Source organism: Xanthobacter lutulentifluminis, from assembly GCF_043194675.2.
GTDB lineage: Bacteria > Pseudomonadota > Alphaproteobacteria > Rhizobiales > Xanthobacteraceae > Xanthobacter.
On the sequence record NZ_CM195525.1, the window covers coordinates 4,637,579 to 4,653,738 of the forward strand.

A 16,160-nucleotide genomic window follows, 5' to 3' on the forward strand; every position below is an offset into this window, starting at 1 on the left:
GGATCTCCGGAGGGCCGGAGATGCACGGGCGCTCCCCGGTCATTCATTTGTAGACATATGAAGTGTACGCCCCGGCCCCGGCAGCGAAAACCGGGGGGCGGGGAAAATTTCGCGACGGACCGGGCGAAGGGGGAGCCCGGCCCGCCGCACGCCGGGCTTACCGCCCGGCGAAGGCCTTCTCGATGACGAAGTGGCCGGGCGCGCTGTTGGAGCCCTCGGCGAAGCCGCGGCCCTCCAGCAGGGCTTTCAGCTCCACCATCATGGCCGGCGAGCCGCAGATCATCACCCGGTCGTGGGCGGGATCGAGCGGCGGCAGGCCCACGTCGGCATTCAGCTTGCCGCTGGCGAGCAGGTCGGTGATGCGGCCGGTGTTGCGGAACGCCTCGCGCGTGACGGTCGGGTAGTAGATCAGCTTCTCGCGGATCTCCTCGCCGAGGAACTCGTGCTCCGGCAGCTCGCGGGTGATGAGGTCCTCATAGGCGAGGTCCGCCACGTGGCGGCAGCCGTGCACCAGCACCACCTTCTCGTAGCGCTCGTAGGTCTCCGGATCGCGCACCGTGGAGAGGAAGGGCGCGAGCCCGGTGCCGGTGCCGAGCAGATAGAGAGTGCGGCCGGGCAGGAGATTGTCCAGCACCAGCGTGCCGGTGGCCTTGCGCCCCACGGTGATGGGGTCCCCCACCTGGATGTGCTGGAGGCGCGAGGTCAGAGGGCCGTCCGGCACCTTGATGGAGAAGAACTCCAGCGTCTCGGCCCAGGCCGGGCTGACGACGGAATAGGCGCGCAGCAGCGGCCGGCCGTCCACCTTCAGGCCGATCATGGTGAATTCCCCGGTGCGGAAGCGGAAGCCGGGGTCGCGGGTGGTGGTGAAGCTGAACAGGCGGTCGGTCCAGTGGTGGACGCTCAGCACCTGCTCCTCGAAGAAGTTGCTCATGGCGGGTCCGTGGGGTCGTGCGGGAAATCAGAGCTCGGCCGGGGCGGGGGAGAGCAGGGCGCGCTTGTCGGCCCGCTCCTTCCAGGCGTCGGCATCGGCGGGCGGGGCGCCCTTCTCGGTGATGTTGGGCCAGGCGGCGGCATATTCGGCGTTCAGCGCCGCCCAGTCCGCCGCGCGCGGATCGGTGTCCGGGAAGATGGCCTCGGCCGGGCATTCCGGCTCGCACACGCCGCAGTCGATGCACTCGTCCGGGTGGATCACCAGCATGTTCTCGCCGGCATAGAAGCAGTCCACGGGGCACACCGACACGCAATCCATGTAGGTGCAGCGGATGCAGCCCTCGGTCACCACGTAGGCCATGGCCAGACCCTCGTCCATCTCATTTGTGTACAAACAATCTAGAAGTGCCTCCCGTGATGTGTCAACGGCTTGGGGCGGCGTGGGTGCGCCACTTTTGGGCAACGGGGAGGGATATTTTGGGCACGGGCGCGGGGCCGGGCCGTTCGCTCCCGCGCGCGGCATCGGCCGCCGCGCCCGCTGCGGCCGTTCAGGGGCCGAAAGCGCGTGTCGTTCGGCGGATGCAGATGGCGGAATGGGCGCCGGCCCACCGGGAGCGCTGCGGGGCGCGGGCAGGACACGTCTGGCGGACACGGGCGCGGCGCGCCTCTGCCGCCGCCACCACGCCGGCCACGGGCTGAAGCGGACGGTTTCGCCGTCCGATAGCGTCGCCGGCGGGAGTGCCGCCGGCCGATCCAGTCGCCGCATCCGACCGGCCGGATCGCCGGTCCTGCGCATTTGCCTTCGGTGAGCCGCCATCTCCGTCGCGAGAGCGGCCTAATGCCCCGGCGCCGCCCTCAGCCGCGACACGGTGGCCTCCAGTCCCTCCCACGCGGGGGCGTCCGGCGCGAACTTGGCGCGCATGTAGCGCACCAGCTCCGCCACCTGCCCATCGTCGAGGCTGTTGCCGAATGCCGGCATGTCGCCCAGCGCCGGCGCGGCGGGAGAGGGGATGCCTTCCAGGATGACGCGGATCAGGTTGTCGGGCCGCGCGGCGTGGACATTGGTGTTCAGCGCCAGCGAGGGGCGCGCGCCGAACAGGGTCGGCCCCTCCGGGCTGTGGCAGGCGGAGCAGGCGCCCTCAAACAGGCGGCCGCCGATGCTGTCCATGGGCCGCAGCGAAGCCTGCGCCTTCGCCTCCAGCGTGGCGGCGGTGACGGCGGCATCGGCAGTGGCGGGGCCGGCGAAGGAGGCGAGATACGTCGCCATGGCGCGGATGTCCGCGTCCGGCAGGTGCGCCAGCTCCTGCACCACCGGCGCCATGGGGCCGGCGGCGGTGCCGTGGAAGCGCGAGAAGCCGGTGCGCAGATAGGTGAACAGCTCGTCCTCGGTCCACGGAACGGGCGCGCGCGAGAGGGCGGTGAGGGCGGGGGCCTCCCACCCGTCCACCATGCCGCCGGCGAGATAGGCGGCGCCGCCCTTCTCCGCGCCCAACAGGTTGCGCGGCGTGTGGCAGGCGCCGCAATGGCCCAGCCCCTCCACCAGATAGCGCCCGCGGTTCCACTGGGGCGGGCGCGCCGCATCCGCCTGAAGCTGGCCCGGCCGCAGGAACAGGGCGTTCCAGCCGGCCATCAGCGGGCGGATATTGAACGGGAAGGTCATGCGGGCGTCGGGCGTCTGCGCCTGCACCGGCGCCTGCGACATGAGGAAGGCGTAGAGCGCCTGCATGTCGGGATCGCTGATGCGCGTGAACGCCGTGTAGGGGAAGGCCGGATAGAGGTGGCGTCCGTCGCGGGAGATGCCCTCGCGCATGGCCCGCTCGAACGCGGCATAGGACCAGCCGCCGATGCCGGTTTCCACGTCCGGCGTGAGGTTGGTGGAATGGACGGTGCCGAACGGCGTCTCCATGGCCCGTCCGCCGGCGTTGGCGATGCCGCCCTCCGCCGTATGGCACACCGCGCAGTCGCCCAGCGCCGCGAGGATGCGCCCGCGCTCGATCAGCTCGGCGGAGAAGGAGGCCGGGTCGGGCGGCGCGATGGGGGCGATGGCGCCGCGGATCGGCATGGCCAGCGTCGCCATGCCCAGCGCCCCGGCGAGCGCCGCCCCCGCCAGCGCGCTCCAGCGGGCAAGGCGGCCGCGGCGGGGTGGCTCGGCCCGCTGCGGACGGGGCGGGGCCTCTCCGGCCAGCGCCGCGCGCACCCGGTCGGGCGTGAACGGCGGCTCGCGCAGGCGCACGCCGGTGGCGTCGAAGATGGCGTTGGCGATGGCCGCCGCGCTCGGCACCGAGGCCGATTCGCCCGATCCCAGCGGCGGATCGTCCGGGCGCGGCATCAGCACCACGTTGATGACCGGCACCTCGGGAAAGGTGAGGATGGGATAGGCGCCCCACTCGCGGCTGGTGACGGCCCGCTCGTCGAACGTCACCTGCTCCTTCAGCGCGCGGGAGGTGGACTGGATGACGTTGCCGTGGATCTGGTGCTCGATGCCCGCCGGGTTGATCATCAGCCCGGAATCCTGGCCCACGGTGACGCGCTTCACCGCCACGTCGCCGGTGGCCCGGTTCACCTCCACATCCGCCACCCAGGCCGACCAGGCGGCGCCGTAGCCGGGGAACTTGGAGTGGACATAAAGGGCATAGGCGAAGCCCTGCCCGCGCACCACGTCGCCCTCCACCACCTCCATGCGCGGGGCGGTGCGCGGCTCCCAGCCCGCCCGCTCGGCGGTGGCGCGCACCAGCTCGGCGGCGCGCGGATCGGGCAGGTGGCGCAGGCGGTAGTCCACCGGATCGACCCCGGCGGCGGCGGCCAGCTCGTCGATATAGCTCTCGTGGGCGAAGCTGTTGGGCAGGGCCGACACCCCGCGCAGCCACGCCGCGCGCACGATGGGCGCGACATCGTCCACCCGCACGCGGATGTCGTCATAGGCATAGGGTGGGATGGCGGTGCGGTCGCCCATCTCGAACACGGGATTGTCCGCCGGCACCCGCCCCGTCAGCAGCAGCGCCAGCGTCACCGCGGCGTTGGAGGGATAGCGGGTGGTGAAGTCGTAGGCGGCGGGGGTGCCGTCGTCGCGGATGCCGCCCTTCACCTCCATGAGCTGGGCGGCGCCCTTGGGCTCCCACGCATGCTCCTGCTCGCGCGTCAGCTGCACCCGCACCGGCCGGCCCACGGCGCGCGAGAGCAGGGCGGCGTCGGCGGCCACGTCGTCGGCGCAGTTGCGGCCGTAGCAGCCGGCGGCCTCGAAGCGGACGATCTCGATGGCGTCCTCGGGCAGGCCCAGCAGCAGGGCGATGTCCATGCGCAGGGGATAGGGGTTCTGCGTGCCGGCCCAGATGATGGCGCCATCGTCGCGCACGTCCGCCACCGCGCAGGACGGGCCGATGGCGGCGTGCATCTGGTAGGGCCACACATAGGTGCGGTCCAGCACCTCCCGCGCGCCGGCGTGGCCGGCATCGGGGTCGCCGCGCTCCAGCAGGGTGCGGGTGGCCTTGGGCGGAAGCGCGCGCAGGGCGTTTTCCACATGGGCGAGATCGAGCGTGGTGGGGGTGTCCTTCCACTCCACCTTCAGCGCGCGGGCGGCGGCGGCGGCCTGCTCCTCGCGCTCGGCCACGATGCCGATGAAATCGCCCATGGTGACCACCGCCACCACGCCGGGAACATGGGCGACGGAGGCCTCGTCCACGCCGATCAGGCTGGTGCCCACGAACGGGCCGGCATCGAGCCCGGCATAGGGCGGGCGCACCACGCGGCCATGCAGCATGCCGGGCACGCGCACGTCGTGGACATAGGTGAAGGTCGCGGTCGCCTTGGCGGGAATGTCCACGCGCGGCACCCGCCGGCCGACCACGCGATGCGCGCTCGCCGGCTTCACGGGCACGTCGTCGGCCAGCATCAGGCGCTCGGCCCGGCCGGCGAGCAGCTCGCCATAGGAGCGGCCGGCATTGCTGCCGTCGCGCGGGCGGACGATGCCGTCCTCCACCTCCAGCGCTTCGGCGGGCACGCCCAGCGCCTCGGCCGCCAGCGCGACGAGACGGTGCCGCGCCTGGGCCGCGGCGCGGCGCAGCGGCTGGGCGGAGACCTGGATCGAATCGGAGGCGATGGTCGCGCCCTGGTTGGGCGTGGTGCCGGTGTGGCCGAGCACCATGGTGACGCGCGCGAGCGCCACGTCCAGCTCCTCGGCCACGATCTGCGCCAGCGCGGTGCGGATGCCGGTGCCGAGGTCCACATGGCCGTTGAAGGCCATGACCGCGCCGGTGTCGTCCACCAGCAGGAACAGGTCGAGCGCGCCGTCCTTCGGCGGAGCGCTGCCCTGAAGGCCATGAACCGCCTGCGCCGGCCGCAGCACCGCGAGATTGCCGGTGGCGGCCAGAAGCTGGTCCCGGTCGGGGCGCGGCTCGCCGGCCGCGGGATGGGTGGTGCGCGGGCTCACGGGGTCGTCTCCGCCGGTCCGTGGGCGGCGCGCAGCACCGCCCTCAGAATCTCCACATGGGTCCCGCACCGGCACAGGTTGTAGCGCAGCGCCTCGCGGGCCTCGGCCTCGGTGGGGGCAGGGTTGCGGGCGAGAAGGGCGACGGTGGTCATGATCATGCCATTCAGGCAGTAGCCGCACTGGGCAGCCTGCTCGGCGATGAAGGCGGCCTGCACCGGATGCGGCGCCTCCGGCGTGCCGAGGCCCTCGAGGGTGGTGATGGCGCGCCCCTCGACCGTGCCGAGGGTGAGCACGCACGAGCGGGCGGCAACTCCGTCCACCAGCACGGTGCAGGCGCCGCATTCTCCCAGCCCGCAGCCGAACTTGGGGCCGTTGAGCGCGAGATCGTTGCGCAGCACGTAGATGAGCGGCGTCGCGCGGGGCAGCGCGAACGCATGCGCCACGCCGTTCACCTGAAGTCTCACCGGCTCGGCCATGGTGTCCGGATCTTGCTGCCTCTGGGCCGCCGGAAGGCGGACGGCCGCGCCAGCGCCGCCCTCGTGCATGCAGGGAAAGCGGCGCCTTTGGCAGAGATTGTTTCTACACGAACGATCTATCGTCAAGCGCGCCGGCGCACAAAAAGGCAGCGCCGCGAACCGCCCGCAACATGCTGTTTCCGGGAGGGGAATCCCGACCCCGCAAGCGGATAGGACAACATTGCTGCCCATTAGGGCGGCGTGCCTCATCGTTGTGCTTGACACCGGGGGCAGCCGGATTTTCATTAGTGTACATATGAACTCGTGATGGCCCCCGGCGCTGCGCCGCGGAGGCCGGAGCTGGGACGAGATGGTCGATCAGAACCCCGCCCGCCGCGTTGCCGACGACAAGATCCGCTGCGATGCGTGCCCGGTCATGTGCTACATCAAGCCCGGCCTGACCGGCGCCTGTGACCGCTACGCCAACCACGCCGGCGAGCTGGTGCGGGTCGATCCCCACGTCATCCTCGACCGCACGCTGGAGCAGGGCGGCCGCGTCGTCCCGTTCGATCGCGGCGGCGACTGGGACGGGCGTCTCGTCTCCGGCGGCGAGGCGTTCGTGACCGCGGTCGGCTCCGGCACCACCTATCCCGACTACAAGCCCGCTCCCTTCATCGTCTCCGCCGAGGTGGACGGCGTGGACATGGTGACGGTCGTCACCGAGGGCATCTTCTCCTATGCCGGCGCGAAGGTGAAGATCGACACGGACCGCTTCATCGGCCCCGAGCAGGCGGTGGTGCGCGCGGGCGGCGAGGCGGTGGGCCATGTGACCACCAGCGAGTACGGCTCGCAGATGCTGTCGCTGGGCGGCGTGCATCACCTCACCGGCGGCTCCAAGAAGGAAGGCCGCGTCACCTGCGAGGCCCTGCTCGAGCTGTGCAACGGCAAGGCCGTGGAGCTCGCCATCGACGGCGGCGCGACGCTCGTCGTGCAGGCCGGCAAGGCGCCGGTGGTGAATGGCGCGCAGGAAGAGCGCATGCGGGTGGGCTGCGGCTCCGCCACCATCGGCATGTTCGCCAAGCAGTGGTTCGGCCATGCCGACGAGGTGGTGGTGGTGGACGACCACATCACCGGCGTCCTCTCCGAGCACCAGGCCGGCAAGCTGCTCGGCGTGCGTGACACCGGCATCCGCATGAAGGGCCGCCGCTCCACTCCCGGCCGCTACTTCCAGGTCGCCGAGCCCGGTCTGGGCTGGGGCGGCACCAATATTTCCGATCCCCTCTCCATCCTCGGCGCCTTCGATCCGAAGGTGGCGTGGCCGGGCCTGCGGCTGCTGTTCGTCTCCACCACCGGCGAGCACCACGGCTATTACGTCCTCGACGAGGCGCTGGTGCCGCGCGAGGCGGAGCTGCCGGCGGACCTTGCCCCCTCGGTCGGGCGCATCCGCGAGAATTGCGAGCCGGCGCTGTCCTCCGTGCTGTTCATGGCGGGGGCGGGCGGATCGCTGCGCGCGGGCGTCACCGAGAACCCCGTGCGCCTCACCCGCTCGGTGAAGGATGCCATCACCCGCGTCACCTGCGGCGGCGCGCCGGTCTATGTCTGGCCCGGCGGCGGCATCACCTTCATGGTGGATGTGACCCGCGTGCCGGAGAACGCGTTCGGCTACGTGCCGACCCCGGCGCTGGTCGCGCCCATCGAGTTCACCCTGCCGCTGGCCGATTACGAGGCGCTGGGCGGGCACATGGACCATGTGCGCCCGGTCGGCTCCATCCTTGGCCGCGACAGCGTGCGCGAGGTGGCGCCGATCGGCGACAATCCCTGGCCGCTCGCGGCCCGAAGCTGAGGCGCCCAGGATGCTGCCCCCTCCTGCGCTCCCCGCCTTCACCCGCATCTCGCCCCCGGCCCGCGCGCCGCAAGCGGCGCTGCTCCAGGACGGGCGCAGGCTGCACCTCAACGACGGCCCCATCGACCTCGTGATCGAGGCGAGCGGCGATCCGGCGGCGGTGGCGGAAGCCTATGCCGCCGCCACCCGCCGCCTCGCCGGCCTGCTGGATGCCCTGTGCGCCGAGCTGCCGCTGCTGCGCCGCCCGGCCTATCCCGGCCCGAGCCCGCTCGGCGATCGCGTCGCGCGGCGCATGTGGGCGGCGGTGGAGCCGCACGCGCGCGCCGGCTTCATCACCCCCATGGCGGCGGTGGCAGGCGCGGTGGCGGAAGAGGTGCTTGAGGCGCTGGTACGTCCCGGCATCACCCGCGCCTATGTGAACAACGGCGGCGACATCGCCCTCTTCCTCGCGCCAGGCACCGATTATGTGGCCGGCATCGTCGATCGGCCGGACCAGCCGCGCATGGTCGGCACCGCGCGCGTGACGGCGGAGGGGCCGGTGCGCGGCATCGCCACCTCCGGCTGGCGGGGGCGCAGCTTCTCGCTCGGCATCGCCGATGCGGTGACCGTGCTCGCCCCGACTGCGGCGGCGGCGGATGCGGCGGCAACCGTGATCGCCAACGCCGTGAACCTGCCCGGCCATCCCGGCATCCTGCGCGTTCCGGCCCGCGAGGTGCAGCCGGACAGCGACCTCGGCGCCCTCTGCGTGACGCGGGCGGTGCCCGATCTTTCCCCCTTGGAGCGCGACGCGGCGCTCGAGGAGGGGCTCTCCTGCGCCGTCGCCCTGGTGGCGCGCGGGCTGATCTGCGCGGCGGCGCTGCACCTGCAGGGCCGCACCGTTTCCACCGCCGATCCCTCCGCGCTGCTCGCGGACGGCCGGACGGTCTCTCTCGCCATCGCAAAAGAAGGTGACGTGGTCCATGCCTGAGGTGAAGATCCGCAAGCAGGTGCGCATCGTGGAGGAGATCTTCCACGAGGGCGGCCCCTCGGCCTCCAGCCCGCGCCGCCGCGCGGCCATCGTGACGGTGATCGAGAACCCCTTCGCCGGCCGCTACGTGGAGGACATCGCGCCCTTCATGGAGGACCTGAAGCCGCTCGGCGTCGCCATGGCGAAGGAGCTGGTGGCGATCCTCGGCGGCGATCCGGCCGCGGTGGACGGCTACGGCAAGGGCGCCATCGTCGGCGCCGCCGGCGAGCTGGAGCACGGCGCCCTGTGGCACGTGCCCGGTGGCTACGCCATGCGCGAGGCGCTGGGCGATGCCCGGGCCATCGTGCCCTCCACCAAGAAGGTGGGTGGCCCCGGCACCCGGCTCGACGTGCCGGTGACACACGTCAATGCTTCCTATGTGCGCAGCCACTTCGACTCCATGGAGGTCGGCGTGTCCGACGCGCCCAAGGCCGACGAGATCGCGCTGGTTCTGGTGATGACCTGCGGGCCGCGCATCCATGCCCGCGTCGGCGGCCTCGCCGCGGCCGACATCAAGGGCGAGGATGGCCTGCGATGAGCGCGCACATCCGCAAGATCGTGACGGTGGTCGAGGAGACCCGCTCCGAGATGGGCCGGCCCGTCTCCCCGCCCACCCGCAAGGCGGCGGCCATCGCCGTCATCGCCAACCCGTTCGCTGGCCGCTACGTGGAGGACCTCTCCGAGCTGATCGCCATCGGCGAGGAGCTCGGCGGCCTGCTCGCGGCGCGCGCGGTCGCGGCCCTCGGCATCGAGGGCGCGGCGGCCGAGAGCTACGGCAAGGCGGCCCTGGTGGGCGAGAACGGCGAGCTGGAGCACGCCGCCGCCCTGCTGCATCCCAAGATGGGCGCGCCGGTGCGCAAGGTGCTCGGCACCGGCGCGGCGCTCATTCCCTCGTCCAAGCGGCGGGGCACGCTCGGGGCGGAGCTGGACATCCCGCTCGGGCACAAGGACGCCGCCTTCGTGCGCAGCCATTTCGACGGCATGCTCGTGAGCGTCTCCGACGCCCCGCGCGCCGACGAGATCGTCGTGGCCGTGGCGGTCACCGATTCCGGCCGGCCGCTGCCGCGCGTCGGCGGGCTGAAGAAGGACGAGATCAAGGGCGAGGACGGCCTGCGCTGAGCACCGTCCGCGCCCCGTGCGGAACCTGACCAGACAACACAGAAGGGGAACTGGCACATGAAGACGATTGCAGGTGCAACCCTGGCGGCAGCCTTCGCCGCCCTCGCTCTGGCGGGCCCGGCCCGGGCCCAGGCCGAGCTCAAGGGCGAGATCAAGGTGGGCGAGATCAATTCCTACTCCTCGCTCCCCGCCTTCACCGAGCCCTATCGCAAGGGCATGGAGCTGGCGCTGAAGGAGATCAACGACGCCGGCGGCATCAAGGGCAAGAAGCTCGTCATCATCTCCAAGGACGACGGCGGAAAGCCGGCCGACGCCCTCACCGCCGCCAACGAGCTGGTCTCGCGCGACGGGGTGGTGCTGATCGCCGGCGGCTTCCTCTCCAACGTGGGCCTCGCGCTCGCCGACTTCGCCAAGCAGAAGCAGGTGATGTACCTGGCGGCCGAGCCGCTGACCGACGCCATCGTCTGGTCGAAGGGCAACGACTACACCTTCCGCCTGCGCACCTCGAACTACATGCAGGCCGCCATGCTGGCGGAAGAGGCCGCCAAGCTGCCGGCCAAGAAGTGGGCCACCATCGCCCCCAACTACGAGTTCGGCCAGTCGTTCGTGGCCGTGTTCAAGGAACTTTTGAAGAAGAAGCGCCCGGACGTGGAGTTCGTGGCCGAGCAGTGGCCGCCGCTGGGCAAGATCGACGCCGGCCCGGTGCTGCAGGCCATCGACGCCGCCCAGCCCGACGCCATCCTCAACGCCACCTTCGCCGGCGACCTCGTGAAGCTGGTGCGGGAGGGCAACACCCGCGGCATCTTCAAGAACCGCGCCGTGGTCAGCTACCTGACCGGCGAGCCCGAGTATCTCGACCCGCTGAAGGACGAGACCCCCGAGGGCTGGATCGTCACCGGCTATCCCTGGTACGGCATCAAGACCGCCGAGCACCAGGCGTTCCTTGACGCCTACCAGCAGCTGAACAAGGACTATCCGCGCCTCGGCTCGATCGTGGGCTACTCCACGGTGAAGTCCATCGCCGCGGTGCTGAAGTCCACCGACGACCACTCCACCGCCGGCCTGCTGAAGGCGATGGCGAACCTGAAGGTCTCCACCCCGTTCGGCGACATCGTCTACCGGGCGGCCGACCACCAGTCCACGCTCGGCGCCTACATCGGCACCACCGGCGTGAAGGACGGCAAGGGCGTGATGACCACCTTCACCTTCAAGCCCGGCGCGGACTACCTGCCGCCCGAGGCCGAGGCCGCCAAGCTGCGTCCCGCCAACTGATGACGGCAAGGGGCGGGCCGCGCGCCCGTCCCTTCCTTCCCCTGACGGACCGACTTCAGGCGACCTACCCTCGACGGCGGGCAGCCCAACAAGACCAACACCCTCCAGACCGGTGAACGAGAGGCTAGTGCTGTGGAATTCCTTCTGGTCCAGGCCCTGAGCGGGCTCGCCAGCGCCGCGTCGCTGTTCCTGGTGGCGTCGGGACTGTCGATCATCTTCGGCGTCACGCGCATCGTGAACTTCGCCCACGGCGCGTTCTACATGCTCGGCGCCTATGTCGCCTACGTGCTGACGACGCGCTTTGCCGGGCCGCTCGGCTTCTGGGGCGGCATCCTCGTCGCCTCGCTCATCGTCGCCGCCCTCGGGGCGCTGATGGAGATGGTGCTGCTGCGGCGCATCTATCAGGCGCCGGAACTGTTCCAACTGCTCGCCACCTTCGGCGTGACGCTGATGGTGCAGGATCTCGTCGTGGTCATCTGGGGCCCCGAGGACCTGCTCGGCCCGCGCGCTCCCGGACTTGCCGGCGCGGTGAGCCTGTTCGGCCGCATGGTGCCGTCCTACGACCTGTTCCTGATGGTGCTGGGCCCGGTGGTGCTGGGCACCCTGTGGCTGCTGTTCCACCGCACCCGCTGGGGCGTGCTGGTGCGCGCCGCCACCCAGGACCGCGAGATGGTCGCCGCGCTCGGCGTGAACCAGAAGTGGCTGTTCACCGGCGTGTTCGCGCTTGGCGTCTTCCTCGCCGCGCTGGGCGGGGCGCTGCAGATCCCGCGCACCACCGTCACCCACGCCATGGACCTGTCCATCATCGTGGAGGTGTTCGTGGTGGTGGTCATCGGCGGGCTGGGCTCGGTGCTGGGCGCGTTCGTCGCCGCCATCATCGTCGCCGAGCTGAACGCCTTCGGCATTCTCATCCTGCCGCAGATCTCGCTCATCATGGTGTTCCTGGTAATGGCGGTGGTGCTGGTGGTGCGGCCCTGGGGCCTGTTCGGCAAGCCGGAGAGCGCGCCGCGCGCCCCGGTCGGCCTCACCATCCGGCCCTGGCGGCCCTTCACCAGCCTGGAGCGCGCCGGCGTGGCGGTCGCCGTGGTGGTGGCGGCGCTGCTGCCGGTCTTCCTCGGCAACTATGCCCTGACCGTGGGCGCGGAGATCCTGATCTTCGTCCTGTTCGCCGCCTCGCTGCACTTCATCATGACGGTGGGCGGCCTCGCCTCGTTCGGACACGCCGCCTATTTCGGCCTCGGCGCCTATGGCGCGGCGTTCCTGGTGAAGTTCCTCGGCGCGCCCATGGAGGCCGCGCTTCTCGTCGGCCCGCTGCTGGGGCTTGCCGGGGCGCTGGTGTTCGGCTGGTTCTGCGTGCGGCTCTCGGGCGTCTACTTCGCCATGCTGACGCTGGCGTTCGCGCAGATCGCCTGGTCGGTGGCGTTCCAGTGGGTGGACGTGACCGGCGGCGACAACGGCCTGCTCGGCATCTGGCCCGCCAGCTGGGCATCGCGGCCGCAGGGCTTCTACTGGCTGGCGCTGGGCGTCGCGGTGGTGGGCGTCGGCGTGCTGCGGATGCTGGTGTTCTCGCCCTTCGGCTTCGGGCTGAGGGCGGTGCGCGACAGTTCCCTGCGCTCGGAGGCGATCGGCCTCGACCGCTCGCGCCTGCAATGGGCCGCCTTCGTGGTGGCGGGCACCTTCGCCGGGTTTGCCGGCGCGCTGTTCGCCTTCCTGAAGGGCTCGGTCTTCCCCGACTTCATGGGCATCCCCACCTCGGTGGACGGTCTCGTGATGGTGCTGCTCGGCGGCATCGAGACGGTGTCCGGCGCGGTCGTCGGCGCGGTGCTCTACAAGGCGCTCGCCATCTGGCTCATGAGCCAGACCGACCTCTCCAAGCTGGTGCTGGGCGCGGTCATCGTCGTCATCGTGCTCGCCTTCCCCAAGGGAGTGGTGGGCTTCATCGAGGACCTGCGCCATCGCCGGCGCGGTCCGGGACCGAACGGATCCGAGGCGGCCTCCGCGCTCGGCAAGGCGGAGGCGGCCTGATGAGCGCGCTGCTTGAAGTCGAGAACCTCGACAAGTCCTACGGCGGCGTCCACGCGGTGCGCGGCGTCTCCTTCACCCTGGATGCCGGCTGCCTGCTCGCCCTCATCGGCCCCAACGGCGCCGGCAAGAGCACCTGCTTCAACATGCTGAACGGGCAGATCCGGCCCGACGCCGGCACCATCCGCATCGGCGGGCGGGACATCCGGGGCCTGCCGCCGCGCGCAGTCTGGCGGCTCGGGGTCGGGCGCACGTTCCAGATCACCGCCACCTTCGCCTCCATGACGGTGCGCGAGAACGTGCAGGTGGCGCTGCTCTCCTATCACGGCCGGATCGCCCGCATGTTCGGCTATGCCGGCGCCGCCTCCACCGCCGAGGCGGACGGCCTGCTCGACCTCGTGGGCCTGAAGCCCCAGGCGGGGCGGCCGTGCGGCGAGCTCGCCTATGGCGACCTCAAGCGCCTGGAGCTGGCGGTGGCTCTCGCCAACCAGCCGCGCCTGCTGCTGATGGACGAGCCCACCGCCGGCATGGCGCCGAAGGAACGCGTGGAGCTGATGCGCCTCACCGCCGAGATCGCGCGGGAGAAGGGCATCGGCGTCCTGTTCACCGAGCACGACATGGATGTGGTGTTCGAGCACGCCGACGCCGTGATGGTGCTGAACCGTGGCCAGCTGATCGCCCGCGGCACCCCGGCCGAGGTGCGCCGCGACCCGCAGGTGCGCGCCATCTATCTGGGCGAGGGCCTGCTCTACGACGCCCGCCACCGCGAGGGGACTGCCGCATGATGCCCGTCCTCCAGCAAAGCCAGACCCAGACCTCCGGGCAGACGTCCATGACCAAGCTTCAGGTTTCCGGCCTCAACAGCCAGTACGGCCCCGCCCACATCCTGTTCGACGTGGCGCTGGAGGTGGGCGTGGGCGAAGTGGTGGCGCTGCTCGGCCGCAACGGCGCCGGCAAGAGCACGACCTTCCGCTCCATCGTCGGCCTCGTGTCGCAGCGCTCCGGGCAGGTGATGTTCGACGGGGAGGACGTCTCCGCGCTCCCCACCTACGAGATCGTCCGCCGCGGCCTCGGCTATGTGCCGGAGGACCGGCGGGTGTTCAACCAGCTGACGGTGGAGGAGAATTTCGCCGTCGGCCGGCAGAAGCCCCGGCCGGGCGTCGCCACCTGGACGCCGGAGATGCTCTACGAGCTGTTCCCCAACCTCGGCGAGATGCGCAAGCGTCCCGGCGGGCAGATGAGCGGCGGCGAGCAGCAGATGCTCACCATCGGCCGCACGCTCATGGGCAACCCCTCCCTCGTGCTGCTGGACGAGCCCTCCGAGGGCCTCGCGCCCAAGATCGTGGAGCAGATGGCGGACGCCATCCTCGCCATGAAGCGGCAGGGCCTCTCCATCGTCATCTCCGAGCAGAACCTGCATTTCGCCAAGCTGATCTCGGACCGGGCCTACATCATCGAGAAGGGGCGCATCCGCTTCTCCGGCACCATGGCGGACCTCGAGGCGAATCCCGAGATCCGCGACGCCTATCTGGCGGTGTGAGCCATGGCCCCCCGCAGGCCCGTCATGGCCGACACGGCTGAAGCGCTCGCTTCCGCACCCGACGCGCCCACCCGCCCGGCGCGGCGGGAGGCCGGCGGAAAGGGCAGGGGGGCGGCGCCGTCCGCTCCCGACGCGCCCGTGCCCTCGCCTTCTTCGGCGGCCGAAACGCCGCCGGCGCGTCGCGCCCCGCGTCGCGCCAGGGCCCAGCCCTACGTGCTCGACACGCAGGCGGGCTTCATGCTGCGGCAGGTGGCCCAGCGCCACGCCGCCATCTTCGCCGCGCGCATCGGCGACGAATTGACCATGACCCAGTGGGCGGCCCTGTCGAAGCTGGCGGAGACCGGCCCCTGCTCCCAGAACCTGCTCGGCCGGCTCACCGCAATGGATGCAGCCACCATCAAGGGCGTGGTGGACCGGCTGGTCCGCCGCGGTCTGGTGGAGACGCGGCCCGATCCGGAGGACGGGCGGCTGGTGGTGGTGGTGCCCACCGAGGCGGGGCAGGCGGTGATCGCCCGGGCGACGCCGAACGCCTTCGCCATCACCGAGGAGACGCTGGCGCCGCTGGATGCGGCCGAGCGCGCGACGCTGCTGGCGCTGCTGGCCCGCCTTCGCTAGCGCATCATCACGGGGATTGCTGATCCGGCCATCCGGGCCGGGTCTTCGCTGAGTCGCGCGCGGTTCGCCCGCGCCCGGCGGCCTTGCCTGGGCTTCGGGGCGGGGAGCATGTCGCGCGGCCTTGCCGGCGCGCGATTCTGTCGCATCGGCGGGGGCGGCCGGGGCATCGCCGCCGCGCGGCCGGGAATTGCACGGCGGTGGCGTGGCTTAAGCCGTCATCAGCCATTTGTGATAGATGTAGCCTATCGAAACTGACGAATTTATCTATTTCCTAAATGTGTCGTCCGGCCTTATGTTGCACCGCGATGGCTTCAGCCCTCGCATCGCACACAAACTTTCGGGAATTGCCATGTCTCTCGTGAATACGAAGATCAAGCCTTTCAAGGCCGCCGCTTTCAAGGAAGGCAAGTTCATCGAGGTGTCGGACGCCGATCTTGCCGGCAAGTGGGCCATTTTCTTCTTCTATCCCGCCGACTTCACCTTCGTCTGCCCGACCGAGCTCGGTGATCTCGCCGACCACTATGGCGAATTCCAGAAGCTGGGCGTGGAGATCTACTCCGTGTCCACCGACACGCACTTCACCCACAAGGCCTGGCACGACAGCTCCGAGACCATCGGCAAGGTGAAGTACACCATGATCGGCGACCCGAACGGCGCCATCACCACCAATTTCGAGGTGATGCGTCCGGGCCAGGGCCTGGCTGACCGCGGCACCTTCGTGGTGGACCCGAACGGCATCATCCAGGCCGTGGAAGTCACCGCCGAGGGCATCGGCCGCGACGCCGCCGACCTTTTGCGCAAGGTCAAGGCGGCCCAGTACGTCGCTTCCCATCCTGGCGAGGTGTGCCCCGCCAAGTGGCAGGAAGGCGAGAAGACGCTGGCCCCCTCGCTCGACCTCGTCGGCAAGATCTGATCCGGCGCTCCGGGCCTCC

At 70.9% G+C, this 16,160-nt stretch carries 14 protein-coding genes; 10 read left to right on the forward strand and 4 right to left on the reverse strand.

Annotation, left to right across the window (positions count from 1 at the left end):
• Positions 1–157: 157 nt before the first annotated feature.
• The 4 genes from V5F49_RS21515 to V5F49_RS21530 all read right to left on the reverse strand — a co-directional run bounded on the left by V5F49_RS21515 (position 158) and on the right by V5F49_RS21530 (position 5,832).
• The gene (locus tag V5F49_RS21515; protein WP_394115303.1) at positions 158–931 is read right to left on the reverse strand and encodes a ferredoxin--NADP reductase; all 774 of its coding nucleotides are present in this window, start codon (positions 929–931) and stop codon (positions 158–160) included.
• Between the two features lie 27 nt (positions 932–958).
• The gene (gene fdxA / locus V5F49_RS21520; protein WP_394115402.1) at positions 959–1,291 is read right to left on the reverse strand and encodes a ferredoxin FdxA; all 333 of its coding nucleotides are present in this window, start codon (positions 1,289–1,291) and stop codon (positions 959–961) included.
• Between the two features lie 474 nt (positions 1,292–1,765).
• The gene (locus V5F49_RS21525) at positions 1,766–5,272 is read right to left on the reverse strand and encodes a molybdopterin cofactor-binding domain-containing protein (protein WP_394115403.1); all 3,507 of its coding nucleotides are present in this window, start codon (positions 5,270–5,272) and stop codon (positions 1,766–1,768) included.
• Between the two features lie 80 nt (positions 5,273–5,352).
• Positions 5,353–5,832, reverse strand: a complete 480-nt coding sequence (locus V5F49_RS21530; protein WP_394115304.1) for a (2Fe-2S)-binding protein — start codon at positions 5,830–5,832, stop codon at positions 5,353–5,355.
• Positions 5,833–6,181: 349 nt separating this feature from the next.
• Between V5F49_RS21530 and V5F49_RS21535 the strand changes: the two genes are divergently transcribed.
• From V5F49_RS21535 to ahpC, 10 genes are all read left to right on the forward strand, one after another.
• Positions 6,182–7,654 carry a 6-hydroxynicotinate reductase gene (locus V5F49_RS21535; RefSeq protein WP_394115305.1) on the forward strand — a complete coding sequence of 491 codons (1,473 nt, stop codon included), beginning with the start codon at positions 6,182–6,184 and terminating at the stop codon, positions 7,652–7,654.
• A gap of 10 nt (positions 7,655–7,664) precedes the next feature.
• A complete protein-coding gene (locus tag V5F49_RS21540; RefSeq protein WP_394115306.1) occupies positions 7,665–8,621 on the forward strand; it encodes a UPF0280 family protein in 957 nt (318 codons plus the stop codon).
• Positions 8,614–9,198 carry an amino acid synthesis family protein gene (locus V5F49_RS21545; protein WP_394115307.1) on the forward strand — a complete coding sequence of 195 codons (585 nt, stop codon included), beginning with the start codon at positions 8,614–8,616 and terminating at the stop codon, positions 9,196–9,198. Before V5F49_RS21540 ends, V5F49_RS21545 begins: the two co-directional genes overlap by 8 nt.
• A complete protein-coding gene (locus tag V5F49_RS21550; protein WP_394115308.1) occupies positions 9,195–9,779 on the forward strand; it encodes an amino acid synthesis family protein in 585 nt (194 codons plus the stop codon). Before V5F49_RS21545 ends, V5F49_RS21550 begins: the two co-directional genes overlap by 4 nt.
• A gap of 57 nt (positions 9,780–9,836) precedes the next feature.
• Complete coding sequence (locus V5F49_RS21555; protein ID WP_394115309.1) at positions 9,837–11,051, forward strand: ABC transporter substrate-binding protein; 1,215 nt, start codon at positions 9,837–9,839, stop codon at positions 11,049–11,051.
• A 132-nt stretch (positions 11,052–11,183) separates the two neighbouring features.
• Positions 11,184–13,076, forward strand: coding sequence for an ABC transporter permease (locus tag V5F49_RS21560; RefSeq protein ID WP_394115310.1), 1,893 nt, complete (start codon positions 11,184–11,186; stop codon positions 13,074–13,076).
• A complete protein-coding gene (locus V5F49_RS21565) occupies positions 13,076–13,858 on the forward strand; it encodes an ABC transporter ATP-binding protein (RefSeq protein ID WP_394115311.1) in 783 nt (260 codons plus the stop codon). The genes V5F49_RS21560 and V5F49_RS21565 overlap by 1 nt, the downstream gene beginning before the upstream one ends.
• A 47-nt stretch (positions 13,859–13,905) precedes the next feature.
• Positions 13,906–14,613, forward strand: coding sequence for an ABC transporter ATP-binding protein (locus V5F49_RS21570; RefSeq protein ID WP_394115404.1), 708 nt, complete (start codon positions 13,906–13,908; stop codon positions 14,611–14,613).
• 24 nt (positions 14,614–14,637) lie between these two features.
• Positions 14,638–15,228 carry a MarR family winged helix-turn-helix transcriptional regulator gene (locus V5F49_RS21575; protein ID WP_394115405.1) on the forward strand — a complete coding sequence of 197 codons (591 nt, stop codon included), beginning with the start codon at positions 14,638–14,640 and terminating at the stop codon, positions 15,226–15,228.
• A gap of 349 nt (positions 15,229–15,577) precedes the next feature.
• Positions 15,578–16,141 carry an alkyl hydroperoxide reductase subunit C gene (ahpC, locus tag V5F49_RS21580; RefSeq protein ID WP_394115312.1) on the forward strand — a complete coding sequence of 188 codons (564 nt, stop codon included), beginning with the start codon at positions 15,578–15,580 and terminating at the stop codon, positions 16,139–16,141.
• The last annotated feature ends 19 nt before the right edge of the window (positions 16,142–16,160 follow it).

Excerpts from the sequence above, each read along its gene's own strand:
- V5F49_RS21535 (WP_394115305.1), top strand. The coding sequence starts at position 6,182 with ATGGTCGATCAGAACCCCGCCCGCCGCGTTGCCGACGACAAGATCCGC.
- ahpC (WP_394115312.1), top strand. The coding sequence starts at position 15,578 with ATGTCTCTCGTGAATACGAAGATCAAGCCTTTCAAGGCCGCCGCTTTC.
- V5F49_RS21515 (WP_394115303.1), bottom strand. The coding sequence starts at position 931 with ATGAGCAACTTCTTCGAGGAGCAGGTGCTGAGCGTCCACCACTGGACC.
- fdxA (WP_394115402.1), bottom strand. The coding sequence starts at position 1,291 with ATGGCCTACGTGGTGACCGAGGGCTGCATCCGCTGCACCTACATGGAT.
- V5F49_RS21540 (WP_394115306.1), top strand. The coding sequence starts at position 7,665 with ATGCTGCCCCCTCCTGCGCTCCCCGCCTTCACCCGCATCTCGCCCCCG.
- V5F49_RS21530 (WP_394115304.1), bottom strand. The coding sequence starts at position 5,832 with ATGGCCGAGCCGGTGAGACTTCAGGTGAACGGCGTGGCGCATGCGTTC.
- V5F49_RS21550 (WP_394115308.1), top strand. The coding sequence starts at position 9,195 with ATGAGCGCGCACATCCGCAAGATCGTGACGGTGGTCGAGGAGACCCGC.
- V5F49_RS21565 (WP_394115311.1), top strand. The coding sequence starts at position 13,076 with ATGAGCGCGCTGCTTGAAGTCGAGAACCTCGACAAGTCCTACGGCGGC.
- V5F49_RS21545 (WP_394115307.1), top strand. The coding sequence starts at position 8,614 with ATGCCTGAGGTGAAGATCCGCAAGCAGGTGCGCATCGTGGAGGAGATC.
- V5F49_RS21555 (WP_394115309.1), top strand. The coding sequence starts at position 9,837 with ATGAAGACGATTGCAGGTGCAACCCTGGCGGCAGCCTTCGCCGCCCTC.
- V5F49_RS21570 (WP_394115404.1), top strand. The coding sequence starts at position 13,906 with ATGACCAAGCTTCAGGTTTCCGGCCTCAACAGCCAGTACGGCCCCGCC.
- V5F49_RS21575 (WP_394115405.1), top strand. The coding sequence starts at position 14,638 with ATGGCCGACACGGCTGAAGCGCTCGCTTCCGCACCCGACGCGCCCACC.